The sequence below is a fragment of the Shewanella algidipiscicola genome, assembly GCF_003605125.1.
Classification (GTDB): domain Bacteria; phylum Pseudomonadota; class Gammaproteobacteria; order Enterobacterales; family Shewanellaceae; genus Shewanella; species Shewanella algidipiscicola.
Map to the genome: position 1 here is coordinate 51,175 of NZ_QPQT01000008.1, position 16,824 is coordinate 67,998.

General features: G+C 44.3%; 17 protein-coding genes and 1 pseudogene. 8 read left to right on the top strand and 10 right to left on the bottom strand.

Annotated features, from left to right (window positions below; translation table 11 throughout):
- Nucleotides 1-16: 16 nt before the first annotated feature.
- The 4 genes from DVO77_RS19025 to DVO77_RS10165 form a co-directional block, all read right to left on the bottom strand.
- Nucleotides 17-160, bottom strand: a complete 144-nt coding sequence (locus DVO77_RS19025; RefSeq protein ID WP_162924177.1) for a hypothetical protein — start codon at nt 158-160, stop codon at nt 17-19.
- 82 nt (nt 161-242) lie between these two features.
- Nucleotides 243-1,061: a phage recombination protein Bet gene (gene bet / locus DVO77_RS10155; RefSeq protein WP_119978270.1), complete on the bottom strand. Its 819-nt coding sequence runs from the start codon at nt 1,059-1,061 to the stop codon at nt 243-245.
- A gap of 79 nt (nt 1,062-1,140) precedes the next feature.
- Nucleotides 1,141-1,560: a single-stranded DNA-binding protein gene (locus DVO77_RS10160; protein ID WP_045611047.1), complete on the bottom strand. Its 420-nt coding sequence runs from the start codon at nt 1,558-1,560 to the stop codon at nt 1,141-1,143.
- A 15-nt stretch (nt 1,561-1,575) separates the two neighbouring features.
- Nucleotides 1,576-1,902, bottom strand: coding sequence for a plasmid-related protein (locus tag DVO77_RS10165; RefSeq protein ID WP_119978271.1), 327 nt, complete (start codon nt 1,900-1,902; stop codon nt 1,576-1,578).
- 367 nt (nt 1,903-2,269) lie between these two features.
- Here DVO77_RS10165 and DVO77_RS10170 point away from each other — a divergent pair, with 367 nt between their 5' ends.
- A complete protein-coding gene (locus DVO77_RS10170) occupies nt 2,270-2,872 on the top strand; it encodes a hypothetical protein (RefSeq protein ID WP_119978272.1) in 603 nt (200 codons plus the stop codon).
- A 240-nt stretch (nt 2,873-3,112) separates the two neighbouring features.
- Here DVO77_RS10170 and DVO77_RS10175 read toward each other — a convergent pair whose 3' ends face one another.
- Entirely contained in the window at nt 3,113-3,910 is a 798-nt protein-coding gene (locus DVO77_RS10175; protein WP_119978273.1) for an AraC family transcriptional regulator, read from the bottom strand.
- Between the two features lie 123 nt (nt 3,911-4,033).
- Here DVO77_RS10175 and DVO77_RS10180 point away from each other — a divergent pair, with 123 nt between their 5' ends.
- On the top strand, nt 4,034-4,813 hold the full coding sequence (locus tag DVO77_RS10180) for an SLC13 family permease (RefSeq protein WP_119978274.1): 780 nt from the start codon (nt 4,034-4,036) through the stop codon (nt 4,811-4,813).
- Nucleotides 4,814-5,072: 259 nt separating this feature from the next.
- On the opposite strand, the pseudogene DVO77_RS10185 reads toward DVO77_RS10180, so the two are convergent.
- A pseudogene (locus DVO77_RS10185) lies at nt 5,073-6,106 on the bottom strand (IS110 family RNA-guided transposase).
- A gap of 114 nt (nt 6,107-6,220) precedes the next feature.
- Here DVO77_RS10185 and DVO77_RS19265 point away from each other — a divergent pair.
- On the top strand, nt 6,221-6,427 hold the full coding sequence (locus tag DVO77_RS19265) for a hypothetical protein (RefSeq protein ID WP_249038151.1): 207 nt from the start codon (nt 6,221-6,223) through the stop codon (nt 6,425-6,427).
- Nucleotides 6,428-6,927: 500 nt separating this feature from the next.
- On the opposite strand, the gene DVO77_RS10195 is transcribed toward DVO77_RS19265, so the two are convergent.
- A complete protein-coding gene (locus DVO77_RS10195) occupies nt 6,928-7,401 on the bottom strand; it encodes a Dps family protein (protein WP_119978275.1) in 474 nt (157 codons plus the stop codon).
- Nucleotides 7,402-7,613: 212 nt separating this feature from the next.
- Between DVO77_RS10195 and DVO77_RS10200 the strand changes: the two genes are divergently transcribed.
- From DVO77_RS10200 to tnpA, 5 genes are all read left to right on the top strand, one after another.
- Nucleotides 7,614-8,594 (top strand): SLAC1 anion channel family protein, encoded by a 981-nt coding sequence (locus DVO77_RS10200; RefSeq protein ID WP_119978276.1) that lies wholly within the window; start codon nt 7,614-7,616, stop codon nt 8,592-8,594.
- A gap of 31 nt (nt 8,595-8,625) precedes the next feature.
- Entirely contained in the window at nt 8,626-8,967 is a 342-nt protein-coding gene (locus tag DVO77_RS10205; protein WP_119978277.1) for a carboxymuconolactone decarboxylase family protein, read from the top strand.
- A 263-nt stretch (nt 8,968-9,230) separates the two neighbouring features.
- On the top strand, nt 9,231-10,688 hold the full coding sequence (locus tag DVO77_RS10210) for a catalase (RefSeq protein WP_119978278.1): 1,458 nt from the start codon (nt 9,231-9,233) through the stop codon (nt 10,686-10,688).
- A gap of 18 nt (nt 10,689-10,706) precedes the next feature.
- Entirely contained in the window at nt 10,707-11,255 is a 549-nt protein-coding gene (locus DVO77_RS10215) for an ankyrin repeat domain-containing protein (RefSeq protein ID WP_162924178.1), read from the top strand.
- 323 nt (nt 11,256-11,578) lie between these two features.
- Nucleotides 11,579-11,788 (top strand): IS66 family insertion sequence element accessory protein TnpA, encoded by a 210-nt coding sequence (gene tnpA / locus DVO77_RS19420; protein ID WP_428842889.1) that lies wholly within the window; start codon nt 11,579-11,581, stop codon nt 11,786-11,788.
- 85 nt (nt 11,789-11,873) lie between these two features.
- Here tnpA and DVO77_RS10225 read toward each other — a convergent pair whose 3' ends face one another.
- From DVO77_RS10225 to traN, 3 genes are all read right to left on the bottom strand, one after another.
- Entirely contained in the window at nt 11,874-12,536 is a 663-nt protein-coding gene (locus DVO77_RS10225) for a uracil-DNA glycosylase family protein (protein WP_119978280.1), read from the bottom strand.
- A 30-nt stretch (nt 12,537-12,566) separates the two neighbouring features.
- On the bottom strand, nt 12,567-12,899 hold the full coding sequence (locus DVO77_RS10230; protein ID WP_119978377.1) for a hypothetical protein: 333 nt from the start codon (nt 12,897-12,899) through the stop codon (nt 12,567-12,569).
- 230 nt (nt 12,900-13,129) lie between these two features.
- Nucleotides 13,130-16,822, bottom strand: a complete 3,693-nt coding sequence (gene traN / locus DVO77_RS10235; RefSeq protein WP_119978281.1) for a conjugal transfer protein TraN — start codon at nt 16,820-16,822, stop codon at nt 13,130-13,132.
- Between the last annotated feature and the right edge of the window lie 2 nt (nt 16,823-16,824).

The window sequence follows — 16,824 nt, forward strand, 5'->3', positions numbered from 1 at the left end:
CTTCAGGGTTAAGTGGTTACTTTGCAGCTTGTACTAACGCTGTTTGGTGCTGAACAACACTCGCTTGAACCGAATCAATTGCCGCTTTACCAGCTTGAATCGTACCTACGACAAGGGCAACAACCAATACCAAGCGAAAAAGTGAGGCTGATTTAGTCATGGAAGATCTCCAAAAAAAAGACGAGACCTTCCCCCTGACGGGAGAATAATCCCGCCAGGGTTAGTAAAATGAATGCGTGGCGCTAAGAAGCTAAAGGCTGTGTGAGCGCTTTGGCTGCTTGTTGCTGTGCATTAAATATTTCTTGTTTCGCAAACGTCAGCTCAACACCTTGAAAATGTTCATTGGCATATTCCAATGCACTATTCCATGCGTTTGAAGCTTCCGCCCGCTCGATAAGCTTGTAAACAAGCCCTCGGGTACGATCATCAACTTGCTCGGGTGGAACCACAGATGGCTCAACAACTTGTGTTGCTTGGCCTTCGATAATTCGCTCCGCTTCGTCTTGATCGAAAATTCCCACAAAGCCAAACGCAATGCGGGAACACTGGATCATGGATTTATGCCTTAGCATTCGCTTAGTGTGCGTCTGCCATGGACCATCCACACGGTAAGGGCCATTTTTGCCGTTACCTTCAAAAGGCGGTCGATAGACTTCATCCAGGTACTCAGTGATTTTGACTGGGTGCGAACGGTCGCGCCGATAGATAATGCATTCCATCCATTCCGGGCATTCTTTCGCGCCATCCAGGGAGACTTTGTTTTCTGAAGTCTTAAACTCCATGCCATCAAACTGGTCGTGTTGATTGATGATGCGAGACCATCCATCGACACCTACCACTGGAATAATTCCAGCTTGTTTATCAGGGAACGCAAAAATCTCTTTGGTGAAAGGGTTCAAGCCGTACTGATCTGCAACCACCAAGAGCGCCATCATCTGCTCATTGGTCGGTGCACTACCGTCACGTTGCTTGAATGCTGTTGCTTTTAGGGTATCGAACAACTTGTTTGGATCGACACTAAAGCGCTCAGCAAAGCGTTGGATTAGCTTTGGTTTTTCCATTGTGGACTCCGACAATCAAAGTGGGAGTCTGACCCTGACGGGAAAGTACTCCCGGCTGGGTTAAAGCGTTTTTGCTCGGTTAAAAATCTGGTTCAGGATACGTTTGTGCCCAATTAGTTTGGGAACCCGCATCATCCGCCACTGATGGCTCAGATGCTTTGTTCACACTATCAAGAAGCAGAAACTCGTCCGCGTCCACTTCGGTCAATCGATGCTTAATGCCATCTTTCTCCCATGAGCGCGTGCGCTGAGGCCCTTGAACAAAAAGCTTCGCTCCTTTTTGGATCAAATCTTTTGCTCTTAGCCCTAACTTAAATCCACCACGATCTCGAAAAACAACCCGATGCCATTCCGTATGCTCTTTGAGCTCATTGGATTGACGGTCGCGCCATTTCTCAGAAGTGGCTAGTGAAATACTGGTCACTAAATCACCTGATGGATAGGCTCGCGTCTCTGGCTCAGAGCCAACGTAGCCTATGAGTGTTACTTGGTTTTTCATGATGTTTTCCTCGTCTTAGTTGAACTCTGTGCACACAGTCACTTCTACCCGGCTGGGCAAAGAAGACTGACGGCGCAGATAGGTTGGTATTTCGAGTAAAGCCATGTCGTACTGATGTGGCTCTTTGTAAAACGCAGATGTCAAACGGGGCATACCAGGAGCTTTAGGCACTGCCATTGGACGACGTTTTGGTGTTGGTGTGAGCAATCGCTTGATTTGAGTAAGTACAAATCGAAACGGGCGCACGCTTTGACGAGCAAGCAATCGCAAAAGCGACCAGCTCAGTTTTGCAAGCAACATAATGCCTGCGATTTGGATGATAAATCCGAAAATATATTCCATTGGTGACTCCTTATGTTGGTTTTGAAGGAGTCACCCCCAACTGGGGAAAACTCCCCCAGTTGGGTGGTGAAAAGGCGAACCGTAAGGAACGCATGGTTGAGCATGTAAAAACATGCAGGCTATTTGTTTAAGGAGGCTAGCTACCTCTTAGTACCACTGAGAATACTCAGCGGCGGGCTTCCTTTGAGCTCATGCTCTCAGGCGCAGATATCACTAAAACAGATCAGCAATATTTGATAGTCAGTGTAACCGTCTTATCCAGACAGGATAGTCAGAAAGATGCTCAATTCTTCCATCTAGCTGAAAGGCCATTACCTCACAGAGGATTAGGCTAGGGACTGATTATTGTCATATCAGGAGCAAACTTATGGCCCAAGCAAAACCTAATTACTCTAAACCCATCTTTGAACAATCATTCACAATTAATAGCTTACAGGCGCAACGTGTCGTTGACCGTGTTTTTAGACGGACGGTCAGTGCGCTTTACGGAATCGATGTCATCCTGCGCATCATTGGCGATGAGAACGAAATTGATGAAGTGGAACAGATCATTAGCCAGTTGATCGAGGATTGCGCTAAAGCGGTAGACAGCGAACAAGCTCGTTTGGACAAACTGATGGAGTCCAACGGCATCGATGAAGTACCTGACTACACCGACCCGATTACCTTCAACGCCAAAATCAGCTCGCCTCAGGTTGGCCAGTTTGTTGGCTTAGTTCGCAAACTCGATGCGTTGATGATCTCAATGGACACCCTCTGGTTATCTAGCGTGCTTAGCAACAAGCAACGTGTTGATGGCAACTACGCATGGCAACAGCGCACTATCAAACTGGCTCGACGCATTATTGATATCGAAATTCGAGCACGAAAATCAGCCCAAGCTAAGGGGAAAGAAGTAGAAGTTGAACAAGCGGTGCCTTCAACCGATGACGATATCACTGAAGAGGAAACAGATAACCCCACCAACTAGCCAACTAGGCTCACATCAACCAGCCCCTCTTGAAGGGGCTCTTCAAAATTTGGTGTTGTGGACTTTGTAACACAGTTTTGGACAAAACCTTGCTAGAGTTTGTACTTAAATTAGCAAATCACAAATTACTACAGATAATGGAAAAAATAATTGTATAGATTTTATATTGCAGCCGACGAATAAACGAGGTCCTATTCCTATAGTCGTTGAAAATCAACTCAGGATTTCGTAATAAAATAATTACCTTTGAGCATATTCCAGAGGTGTACAACCAAACAATTTTTTAAAAGAAGAGATAAAACTGCTCACACTTCTATAACCCAGATCATGCGCAACCAAGGTTGTGTTATACCCCTGAGAAATCTTGTCCAGTGAATTCATCAAACGAAAGCGGCTACGCCATTGACGGAATGTTAGCCCCGTTTCGGCTTTAAACAACCTTTCGATAGTACGGACACTTGCCCCTACCTGAGTGGCTAACGGCTCAAGCAACAGTGATTGCTCTGGCTTATTAACAATAAGACTGATCAAACGTTGCAGGCGAGGATCATGTCCTGATGGAATATAAAGCTCGAGTGCTTCCAAGGATTCAAGTTCATCAAGAGCAACCAAGCCTAAGTTATGTGCTCTTTCTTTTGTAAGAGAACCAGCACTTTCTGTAAGCCTGAGTATGACTTCTCGCATTAATGAGCTCATCTTCAACATGACGACTTTCTCAGAGTTCTGACGAACACAAAACGAGGGGTCAACGTATAGATTACGGGTTTGCGTAGCAGTTTCATTACTCACCTGATGGTAATGACCTCCAGGAATCCATACGGCATGAGTTGATGGAACGACCCACACCGCTTTTTCACTGGTTACACGTAATACGCCCTTAGCTCCCCAAAGAAGTTGTCCTCTGGGATGAGTATGCGGCTCGATAGCAGACTCAGCAACCATACTGCGACTGTGCGTAAGCACGGGTTGAGCAGGATCTAAGACAAAAGCAACATCGCTGGGCAATAACATTGTCGTGTTAGGAATATGTTTTGACATCCTGCCTCGTGAAAACGTATCAAATAAAAGGTATTTTAGAAATAACTCTACAATATATCTAGAGCCTGTTGAGCTTTTAGGTCAACGAAGCCTAATAATTATAAAGCTCAGGAGAAAACACATATGGTCAGCCGGCTAAATGTAAAGTCATTCGCTGTAATTATCGCTTTGACATTTGCATTTGTTATTAGCATTTATCCGCTTCCAGCTCAGTCCGAGATATTTTCTCGAAGTGCCGCTGTTGTGTTGGTGACACTTATCTTTTGGAGCTCAGGATTTGTACCGCCTTTTCTGGCAAGTTTGATCTTCTTTGCTTTAGTAACGATATTGGGTCTGATTTCACCATCGATAGTATTCGCGGGTTTTGGTTCTACCGCTGTATGGCTCATCATTTCTGGGTTTATCATTGGCACAGCAATTTCCAAATCTGGACTAAGTCAAAAGCTTGCGACACTGATTTCCCCCTATTTAACGGTCAGTTATCCACGTCTTATCACAGGTTTGGTATTCAGTGCCATGGCTCTGGGGTTTATCATGCCCTCTTCAGTAGGTAGGGCTGTGGTATTAATTCCTATTGGTATGGCATTAGCTGACACCATTGGACTGAAAAAAGGCAGTAATGGCCGAATTGGCATTGCTACTGCCCTTGCAATTTCGTGCAATATGCCCAGTTTTGCAGTGTTACCTGCCAATATTCCCAACATGATTTTAGCTGGCTCCAGTGAAAACCTTTTTAATATTACCTTTGGCTACACTGAATACCTACTGCTTCACTTTCCCATATTAGGTATCGTTAAATCTTTGGTCGTCATTTGGCTAGTACTGCGTATTTTCCCTGACAAAATTTCAGCCCCATCAGCCAATAAAGACATATATGGACGCCCCGTGTTTTGCAACTCTTGATTGAAGATCGGTTCGCTGACATATATCCGGCGTCTTTAAGTAGGGCGATCCATTAATGCGCCCTGCGCCATGATGAGATCCGAACCCGGCCGCCTATACACCCACACGGCATAGAAATACCTTGTCTTATTCTCAGGCTCTTGCCGGGACGGATAACCGTTTTTCCATCAAGGTTTGCAAACTCTAGGGTGACGTTTATACCTCTTTTTTCTGCCTAATCAGTTAATTAAACAGTTCTGTTACTCTTTTTTTTCTATATTCATGCCGTTTTAAAGGCCCGGCTTAACTGAAACTCTTGATCTCCGCTTATGATCCGCCAGGCGATCCTGCCGAGCTTATTTGCCAGTGCCACAATCGCCTTAACTTTTCCTCGTCGGGCAACCAGTCCGTTAAGCCAACGTCCCATAGCATCTTGACGCTTAGCCGCGAACCGTAGCACTGCTCTGGCACCATGAATCAACAGTGTTCGCAGTTCTCTGTTGCCGTTTTTGGTCATGCCCATCAATGTAGACTTCCCTCCGCTACTGTGCTGGCGGGGAACCAAACCGCACCACGCAGAAAATTGCCGCCCATTGGTAAACTGTTCACCCGTTCCCAGTTCGCTGAGTACACTGGCGGTGACAATGGGACCAAAGCCGGGAATTTTTAGCAAAGCTTGGTAGCGAGGATGATGCTTTGCCAAGCGTGTTAACTCATCAGTTAACGAGTCGATATCACGGGAGATTATCTTAATGTCATCATACAGCCCTTGCAGCAGGCTGCGTATTACCGTTGATAAGCCGTTATCGGCATCTTCCAATGCGGCGGGCAGCTGCTCCTGCAGTGTTTTTAATCCTTTTGGAAAAATAACGCCGTATTCTGACGCTAAGGCGCGAACCTGATTTACCGTTGCTGTACGACGCACAATCAAGGTACTGCGTACAGTGCGAAGCGCCTTGATATCCCGCTGCTCCCGCGTCTTGATTGGCACAGCATGGATATTGGGACGAAAAGCAGCTTCGCAGATAGCCAGCGCATCATTAGCATCATTTTTTGTCTACGCGCCATCGGTTTAACATGCTGAGCCGGAAGCAGTTTGACCTGATATCCCATATTTTGAATGGTTTCCCCCCAATAATTGGATGAAAGACAAGCTTCCATTGCAATCAGCGTATTGGGAGGGAATTGACGAACTTCATGCAGCAGTTTATCTCTGGAGACTTTTCTGTTTTTAATGACAGAGTTATCGTCACCAAGCACACATATTTGAAAAACATTTTTTGCTAAATCAATGCCAACAACTTTAATATTCATGATGGACGCTCCTTTGTTAACTAAGGCTTTGTACCTTTAGTTTGGCGCATTTGACGCCGTAAGAGGGGCGTCCATCACATCACCAGTAACGAAAGTTTCGTTTCCGATCAAAAGATGCAGAAGAAAGTGGGTATTTTGCTCGCTATCACGTTGTTATTCTGGATAACGGATACTATTCACGGCATTAATCCGGCCTGGGTAGGTTTAGTAACAGCAATTATTCTCCTGCTCCCTAAATGGGGAGTTGTCGAGCCAAAAGCATTTAATAGCTCCGTTGATTTTGCCACAGTGATTTTCGTTGCTGGTGCTTTAGGACTGTGAGCGCTGGTTAATGAATCAGGAATTGGCTCGGCATTAGGGCAGCTATTCGGACATATACTTCCAGCAGACCAAAACAGCTCATTCCTGAGTTTCATGGCACTGTCTATCATTTCAACTCTCACAGGATTAGTAGCAACAATCCCTGGTGTACCGACGGTATTAACACCTATGGCCGGAGATTTCGCTCAAATAACCGGGTTCTCTCTACTCGCCGTAATAATGACTCAGGTCATTGGCTTTTCGACCGTAATTTTCCCATATCAAGTGGGCCCACTAGTCGTCGCAATGCAATTATCAAAAGAGCCTCTCTCTAAGCTATTAAAAATTACCCTACCGTTGACGGCTATTACTGTTGTCGTGTTGATGCCTTTAGATTTTCTATGGTGGCAACTACTAGGCTGGGTTAGCTAATAGCTGACTGACACTAATACCTGACACCATCAAAAAGTTAAAAAAATGGGGTTAACTGACAGTTAACCCCAATAAGTAATGAATTGTTTTTATGCGACCAACATCGCTCTTAACATCCATGCCGTTTTTTCATGCACGCGCATTCGGTCTGAAATCAGGGCCGCAGAAGATTCATCATCAGCATCCTGAGCCGTTTTTAATATCTCACGACAAGTTCTGATCACTTGTTCATGACTTTGCGTCAAAATTTTTACCATCTCTATTGCTGGCGGGATATCTTCCACTTCTTCAATAGAGCTTAATGACGCTAACGATTTATAAGTGCCTGGAGCAACAATATTCAGTGAACGAATACGTTCCGCGACATCATCGACAGCTGTTGCAAGCTCTGTGTAATGCTCTTCAAACATCAAATGGAGATCGCGAAACTGTCGTCCAGTTACGTTCCAGTGAAAATTGTGAGTTTGCAGATAAAGGGTGTAAGAGTCTGCCAGCAAACGTTTCAAGCCTTCAGCAATAGCAATGCGATCAGATTCATTAATTCCTATATTGATAGTATCCATAGTGACTCCTTGATTGATTAAAAACATTCAGCATATAAGTATAGAAAATTCTATAGCTGCTATAACAACCACTCTATAACAGTTCATTTTGCTAAAAAACCATTTGTCGTGTTAAGAATACATCTTGTCATATTAGCAACTAAAAGCGTCAGCCAGAAAGAGATATATTAAAGTCAATTAATATTCAAAACTACCAGCTGAAAAGGCTTGATATGAAGCACTTATCTATAAACCACTCATCCTCTGTAAAGGTAGAAAGCCGATTAGTACATTTCCCTATTTCAATGTTCTCTATCGTTATGGGTCTGAGTGGATTTGCAATCGCATGGCAAAAAGCTTTGGGGACGTCATTTCCTGTGGTTACAACATTCACCAGTGCTTTGGCAAGTATCGTTATGCTGCTGATGAGCAGCCTTTATCTACTAAAACTCTTTCGCTATCCAAATGCAGTGATTGCAGAAACAAAGCATCCAATTAAGATTAATTTCTTTGCTGCTTTCTCAATCAGCCTATTACTCCTTTCCGTCGTTTGGCATAAGTTTGAATCGCTTTCCTATGGTTTATGGGGTATTGGAGCGATCGTTCAGCTATCGTTAACTTTACTGGTTATGCATAGCTGGATACACCACGATCACTATCGGCTAGAGCACGCCAACCCGAGTTGGTTTATTCCGGTTGTTGGTAACATTATTGCTCCAATCACCGGTGCTAAGCTGGGATATATCGAGGTAAGCTGGTTCTTTTTCAGCGTTGGTATTGTTTTTTGGATGGTGCTATTAACCATCATTACCAACCGTTTGATTTTTCATGAAGCTCTGCCAACACGTTTTAAACCTATGCTGTTTATCTTGTTAGCGCCACCATCCATTGGCTTTGTGTCCTACAGCTCACTCGTGCCAGAACTGACTGATTTATCCAGAATACTTGCTTCTGTTGCACTATTCACCGCTATTTTGCTGGTGCTCAATATCAATCAATTTCGAAAAGGTGGGTTTTATCTTTCATCCTGGGCTTTTTCATTTCCGGTAGCAGCCTTTAACGTAGCCTTATTTAGATATGCCGAGTTAACGCAATCATCAACGTGTTTATATATTGGTAAAGCGCTATTAGGGGGCCTAACCCTACTTATTCTCTGGCTTTCGTTTAATACACTTAAAGCCATAAGAGCCGGCGAAATATGCAAGCCAGAGTAAATAAATTTGAATATACAACTGAGGTAACGTTATGAGTAAAAATTATACAGACATTAATCAGCTACAGCGCAAGTTAGGTTCCGCTTTTCGAAAAGAGAGCCCTGATACACTCAACGCTTTTTTAAGCCTTCACAAAGCTGCTTTCGCTCCCGGAGCAATGGAAACTAAGTATAAAGAGCTAATTGCCGTCGCTATTGCTATCAATGTCCGTTGTGATGGCTGTATTGGCTCCCACGTTGAAGCAGCAGTAAAAGCTGGGGCTTCCAGAGAAGAGCTGATTGAAACGATTAACGTTGCCATTTTAATGGGTGGCGGTCCTGCTGTGATTTATGGGACACAAGCGTTGGCTGCCGTGGATGAGTTTTGTGAATAATTAAAACTATGTATGTACCACCGAATTACATCAACTAGAGGCGTCAATAAGCGTTTACTACAGAAAATCGAGCCAATAATAGACTGTGGATATCGGGTTGATTGAGGGCGAGTGATTGGAAAAATAGTTTACATATATCTAAGCTGTTAACACATGGTTTCATACTAGAGTAAACGCCCTAATCAAAGTCGCAAAAATATCAATAATTATTGTTAGCTTCAGAGATTAAGTTTTCACACTGTAAGCAAATAAAAGGGACTGTAATGAAAGATAAAAATAAACTTACTACAACGAGCGGATGCCCCGTTCCCGACAACCAAAACGTACAAACAGCTGGCCCTAGAGGGCCAATGCTTCTACAAGATTTTTGGTTTTTAGAAAAACTCGCCCATTTTGATCGCGAAGTTATTCCTGAAAGAAGAATGCACGCAAAAGGCTCTGGTGCCTATGGGACATTTACTGTCACCCACGATATTACTCAGTACACTAAAGCCAATATCTTTTCATCTGTAGGTAAAAAAACGGATGTTTTTGTTCGCCTATCGACAGTAGCAGGTGAACGCGGAGCAGCTGATGCAGAAAGAGACATTAGAGGATTCGCGATAAAATTTTATACTGATGAAGGAAACTGGGATCTTGTGGGTAACAATACTCCAGTCTTTTTTCTAAGAGATCCAATCAAGTTTCCCGATTTGAATCACGCAGTGAAACGCGATCCGAGAACCAATATGAGGTGTGCCAATACCAACTGGGATTTTTGGACGCTTTTACCTGAAGCACTTCATCAGGTCACGGTTGTAATGAGTGATAGAGGGATCCCAAAAAGTTATCGCCATATGCATGGTTTTGGTAGTCATACGTTTAGCTTTATCAATGATAAAAATGAACGTTGTTGGGTTAAGTTCCACCTTAAATCCCAACAAGGAATAGAAAACCTAACGGATCAAGAAGCCGAAGAAATTGTTGGTAAAAATCGAGAGAGTCATCAACAAGATCTTTATGAATCCATTGAAAATGGAGACTTCCCTCGTTGGGATATGAAAGTTCAGATAATGACTGAAGAAGAAGCAAAATCCTATCCTATTCATCCTTTTGATCTAACTAAGGTTTGGCCACATAATGACTTTCCTTTAATTGATGTTGGTGTTCTTGAGCTGAACCGAAACCCAGACAATTATTTTGCCGAAGTAGAGCAAGCGGCATTCAACCCTGCCAATATTGTACCTGGCATCGGCTTTTCACCAGACAAGATGTTACAAGGTCGATTGTTTTCATACGGAGATACACAGCGTTATAGATTAGGCGTCAATCATGCTCATATCCCGGTTAATCAACCGAAATGCCCGGTGAATTCTTTCCATAGAGATGGTGCAATGCGGGTAGATGGTAACTACGGAAGCACAAAAGCCTACGAACCAAATAGCCTTGGTTTATGGCAAGAACAACTCGACACTAAAGAGCCTGAATTAGCAATTCAAGGTGGTGCCTATAGTTATGATTTTCGTGAAGATGACGATGACTATTTTAGTCAACCAAGGGCGTTGTTTAATTTAATGACGCCAGAACAAAAGACGGTGCTGTTTGAAAATACTGCTCGAAGCATCAGCTCTGCGTCTTTGGAAGTTCAGTATAGACATATAAGAAACTGTCACCAAGCAGACCCTGCTTATGCCCAAGGGGTTGCAGATGCTCTAAAGCTAAAAATTTCTGACATCATTTAATATTGAAGGCTTTTATCAGTGACTGTATTCATTGATAAAAGCCCCTTTTTTGGGGGAATTATGAGTAAATGGGACGATTATAAAAAAACCTACCGCGTTGATACTACGCTGATTGATTGTGCACGTTCAGGTGATTTTTATAGTTTGGTTAATCTATTATCCCACACCCCGGATATAAACATTAATGAAACAAACTCAAGTGGGTATTCTGCCTTGATGCTGGCAGTCTACAATAATGAAAAAGATTGCTGCGAAGCATTATTAAGATGTGGCGCTGATGTTAACTCAGCGGATAATGTAGGTAATACCGTGCTCATGGCCAGTGCCTACAAGGGCAATTTAGAAATTTTCAAATTGCTATTAGCATTTGGTTCAAATCCACAGCTAACCAACAAAACCAATATGACAGCGCGTGATTGGGCTTTAATGTTTAATCGAAAAAACATTATTGATTACTTAAATAAAACCTATCCGGCGAAAGCTGACTCCAAGTTTAAGAGCATCGTTAAATTCATAGCTCTGAGTTCAATGATGGTAATGAAGCGGTTGTCATCAATTAATCAGTAAAACTAAATCAATAAGTTACGATCTGATCGGCTACATAGATTAATTGTTGTAACCTCATGCCTAAACCTCGTTACAAAAATAACTACCCGAAAGCTGTACTCCCCCCCTTGTCAAGGCAATTCTGTATTCAACTAGGTTTGGTAAATTCTCCTAATAGTGACACTTCTCGATAATAAATTTAACATTTAGCTTACCTAGGGCTAAATGTTGTCAGAAATGCCTATTTTTACATAAGATAAATTGTAAGCGCCCCACAAAGCACACATTCAATTAGCCAGGCACCAGACTTATGATCTTATCTTCACTAATAAGGAGATAAGATCATGGCTCACCGACGACGCAGCGATCAGGAATGGCTGGAAATATTTCAGCAATACGAAGACAGCCCTCTTAACCAAAGAGAGTTCTGCCGACAGAATCAACTCAGCCCTTCAACTTTCTTTTCAAAGCGACGGTCGCTGAAGCTAACCAGAGAAAACCAGCAATGCAGTTTTGTCCGAGCGGAGGTAGTTGAACAGACCACTCGCTATTAGGCTCCCATCACACAGCCCCCTCTCGAAGGGGCTTTTTCAAGATACGAAGCAAGGCTAGCGCTGCATATAACTATTCAAACATTGGCTATACATGATTTTTGTAAGCGTGGTAGTTATCGAGTACTTGATGATAAAGCATAGCCGACTTTTTTCTTGCAGCAGGATGGAAGGCATTGATGAAGACAACATCCTCATTAACATGCACTCGTTCGCTAACTTTGTTAAGCTCAGGGAAGACGTAACGTTTAACTTGATTATATGTGCCGCAAAGCACAACAATGTCAGGGTTAATCAACTCAATTTGCCTTCTAACAAAAGGGGCAAATTCTTTCGCATGGGCGTCAAACGATTTTTGGTCGGTTCGCGCACTTCCCGATGTTTTCCTTATGTTTATGTATGCAATACTCTTAACGGCAATTTTTTCATTTAATTTAGCATCTCTCAGTGACGGCACAGCCCCATCATATTTTTGAAGTCCGTAAGCCCAACGCCCCACCCGACGAAGAACCTTTCCTCGCCACCATCCACTTGCCTTCACTTCAATAGCTCTATTAATAGCGTTGACAATATTTTGCTTTGCTTCATTTGTTTCCTTTAAAACAAACAAAACTTTTTTACCACAACTATCCCAGTCCTCAGTTGAAATCACTCCATCGTAGTTGAAATACCAATCCTTCGGGAATGCCTCCTCCCATGCAACCATCAACTTATCAAGACAGTCTATTTCTGAAACATTTTTATCATCCATAGGAAAACTCAGGCAGGTTCTTATGAAACATCATTTGGATAGCTGGGTAGTTCCATTAGGTAGCCATTCAATATTTAAAGTGCCACCACCGAAACGTACAATCCCTTCCTTTTTCGGAAGCTCGTTACATTGACCTCGGTATTCTATGAAATTATCCAGAAGTTCAAGCAAGTGTAGTTTGAAGCCTGATTCGGTGACCTGATCAAAAATGTCATCTTCAAGAGTCCAAGATGTTCCGCTTAGGCGGTCTTCGTCATCTTCCGCACAAAACACTACCTCACCCGACACCTTCACAATGTCAGGGTGTTGTTTTGAAAGCATAGCCAAGCGAGTAGCTTCAAAGTTTTGATCGAAATTAGGCATTATTAATTTTCCTTTTATCATAAATTTGATATGTGCCAGACTATCAGCTTTTCCTTTTTGCAGCAGCCTCCTAAGGCTGAAAATAGTAAAAAATCAGAGCAAATTGCGCACACGCTGAACAGAAAGTATAAAAGGTACAAAGTGCCAAATTGGTTATCTTAAGGCGCATTATGCTCATTAAAGTAACCAATATGGAACATTATTGGCGCAGCTTTTTTATAAGGACGAGCTCAATTATTCCCCGAAATTTCTTCCGTCGCCTCCTGACGCAGTTTCTGTGCATCCATTCCGTTTAGCCGTTCAATGGCTCTATCTGCGGCACTTTGACGGTTTCCATCAACATTTAGCGTACTTCCTGAGCCAGTGAGTCTTTCCAAATCCAGTGACGGTATTTCGGGTAGGTTACCTGTTATCGATAAGATACCTATCCATTCATCCAGATTGACTTGGCTCCAATCTACATGGTTTAACTGACTCGCGGTCAAACCTTCACAGTTTGGTGATTTCGCACTGCCCCAACCAAGGCCCAATTGAGGACGTACTTGTTCTTGAATGATCCGTGAAAGTGGCGAAGTAAAGCAGCAATATGACTGCCGTTTTTCAACACAGGCACCTAAGAACTTAGACTTGCAGTAAGAGCCTACATAGTGGCAACTCTTCAATACCCGCTTGGCATTCATTTCAAACTCACTCTGCTCACATTTCCAGATAAGCTGAATGAGGATCATGGTGACTGAATAAATCATGTAGGCCGTCATAACCGTACTCAGAACCGCGCCCGCAGCGCCACCCAATGCAAAGTTGCCACCCGAAACAACACCATCGGCTCCAACCGCGCCACCAACGTTGCTAAACAGTGCCGATTGCGCTCCAGAACCAAAGGTAGAGCCTACCCATTCAGCCGTTTTGTTGGTCAACACCTGCATGAAGCCAGTCGCAGCTTGCTCCGCTCCCGCGCCAGCAGCCGTTGATGGCCCAGCTCCCATGAGAGAGTCCCATGCTGACACAAAAGGCTCTTTGACCGCACTCCAAGTGCTCGTGATTGGCTCCCTGAGCGTATTCCAAGAACCATAGATTGCCGAAGACGGATTCATGGCCATGACTGCCGTATCAAGCTTGTTAACCGCCACTATCATCGTAATGTAGTCCGATAACGACACGCCACTTGGCTTTTCACAGCAATCCACTATGCCGCCAACGGCTTTTTTGCACTGGCCAGCATTACCTTTAAAAACCGTACACTCAACGTTATCTTGGCCATCAGCTCCCGTACATGACATATCATTGGTCATAAACTGCGCAGCATTGAGCATCGCAGCGGCCTCTGCAAAGTTAGCCTGCTTGATTGACTCTGGCTCTAAACAATCTGTGCCCATACAGCGAACTGGGCCCTCACAGTTGTATTGAGTTTCCATTCGTGCATTTTGCACTTCAACGCTTTGTCCGCAGTCATACACCAAACTTTGGATATAACAGAAGCCTTCATGACCAGCCCCGCCTTCAGTGCATTCGGTTCTGACGTACTGGCAGGCTGGGTTTTGCTCTAGCGCGGCACACGTATTGGTGGTCGTGTTTTGTCCGTTATTGACGATGGTTTGTGTATTACCATTGGCATCTACCCAGCTATCTGAGCTGCCCATGTTGAACTCTGGATGAGCAGTCGAAGCATTGTAGGTCGCTCTTGCCCTCCAGCATGAGAGCCCCAGTCCATCAGAACTGCCGCGACTGGTTAAATGAGCAGGAGACGAAACTACCGCCGGATAAAGGCTTCCAAGATTGGCCAACTCGCCACTACCAACCGTTAACTCGTCGATTCGTTTTGTCCCTGTATCCAAACACTGCCACTGAACCGCAGTAAACTGATCCGTTTGCATCAAGCATTGGTCTATGCCCGGATCACTTGATTGATGAACAACGTCTTGCTCTAAGTATTTGCCGGAGAAGGCCAATGACGCTCTCAGTTTCGCAGGAGCCAAACACTTCTGAACTTCTCGGCTGCAAGTATCGAAATCGACTTTGTTCCAGCCGGACTCACATTTGGAACGCGTGTCTTCCTGCGGTTCATGCCACGAAATAATCGACCCATTAACGACCTTGCACAATGAGCCAACCAAGGTTCCTTTTGGACAGGTCATTTCAGGGTATTTAATGGACGGTTTCGTCTCAGTCACCGTCTCCTTATTGCCCGTCAATGAAAGTGTCGTTTTCCAGCCATTTGCCTTGGACGGCGACTCGGTGATTTTTATCTCAGTATTTTGATTATCAAACACTCTCAGCGTCGCGTTTCCAGTTTGCATAGTGCTGCTGTGCTGTGGAACAAAGCTGAGCGTTTCAGAGCTAAAGCAACCGCGCTCAATGGACCAGCTTTGTTGATGGGTTTCAGCGGATACACGTCGTTCTAACTGACACTGAGTAAGCGTGCTGATCTTCTCGCACACCTGGTAATCCGGTACATGCTTGGTTTCAGTAAATGGCGTAATCGTCTGAGTAGGCTCACAGGCCTCAAAACTACTCGGCATAAGATTGGATACCACGCACTTTGGATCGCTGGTTTGCAATCCACAGTCATAGGTATCGGTAAAACGAATGCATTCACCTTTATCATTGGTCTCGGCACATTCTGACGACATGAATCCACAGGAAGGATTCGCTTCAAGCACTCGGCAGGCCTGATTTTCAATTCCCTTATAGCTTTCATCATCCACACTAACTTGTACACGCCGACACAAAGGCGATATGCCAGCCACTAGGCTTGGGGCAAAATAGGATTCACAAACTGAAACACCATTGACCACCGTACATCCGTTGGTTGATGACGGCTGATCCGTACATTGAATGCTGTAGTCTGAAAACTTAGCCGGGATATCCGCTGCTTGTTCGATACAGGACTGTGGTGACCAACTATCATTCATCACCACCTTGGTTGGATCAAAGCGAACCTTGATGCGTGCATAGCCCTCACCACTACCCGTTACCGATACGCGAATTTTTATTGGCACTTCTAAACCGGGCTCTACCGCTTTTATCTTGGCGGTGAGGTCAGTATTAGGATTGCGTTCCCAACTGGTACTAAGCTCGCAGCGACCTGCCGTTTCTGGTGGAAAGTTATTATTCGGCCCAGACCAAACTTTCTGATCACCAAGCCACACTTGCATGTAGTCATCCCATTTGGCGTACTCAAGAACGGCTGAGGTAATCGCATCGGGGTTCACGACTTTGAGTGTGATGGCCTGCTCGAACACTTTACAACGGCCACTCCAGTAGTTGTCACCAATTCGTCCTATCCAAACTTCAAGACATCCCTCACCACAAGAGCGAAGGTTCATTGGTCCTGAAACATGCTCAATAATGCCTGCCGTGTAATCGTGAGTAATAGTGCAGCTGTTAACCGCTGTATTGAGCCTGTCGCATTGCTGGTAATTTGGGCTACCTTCACCTTGAGACTCACAGCCTGGGAAGCTTTGGGTTAATAGATTGGGGTCAGTTTGAACTGCATCAGTTAATGCCCAAAGCGGATCATTGACCATATCTGGCCGCGACCTGTCTTTGATTTGCTGTAGCGAACGAAATGCTTCACCCGTAGCGCCACTTTCGGATGCCATGCTCTCTTGGCGCTGCGTCCCCAATTGATTCATGCTGGTATCAGAGCCATAAACGCCCGTTAAGACATCCAATGAGCCCTGATCCATACCAGGGAAAAGCTCTTGCAAGTTAATCGTCTCATTACCACTGCCAGTCGGCACCGACAATGTATTGCCATTGAATGCGGGCATCGTCCAGTTTTGCAGTAATTGCTTACCTTCTTGCTGTCCGCTTAGGCCGGATTGGCGCTGCACATCAGCGGCCACACCATGTAAGGGCAAGCACGCCATAGTGATTGATAAAATACCCGCTAAAACTCGGGTAAAAAGTGTTGGTTTCATAG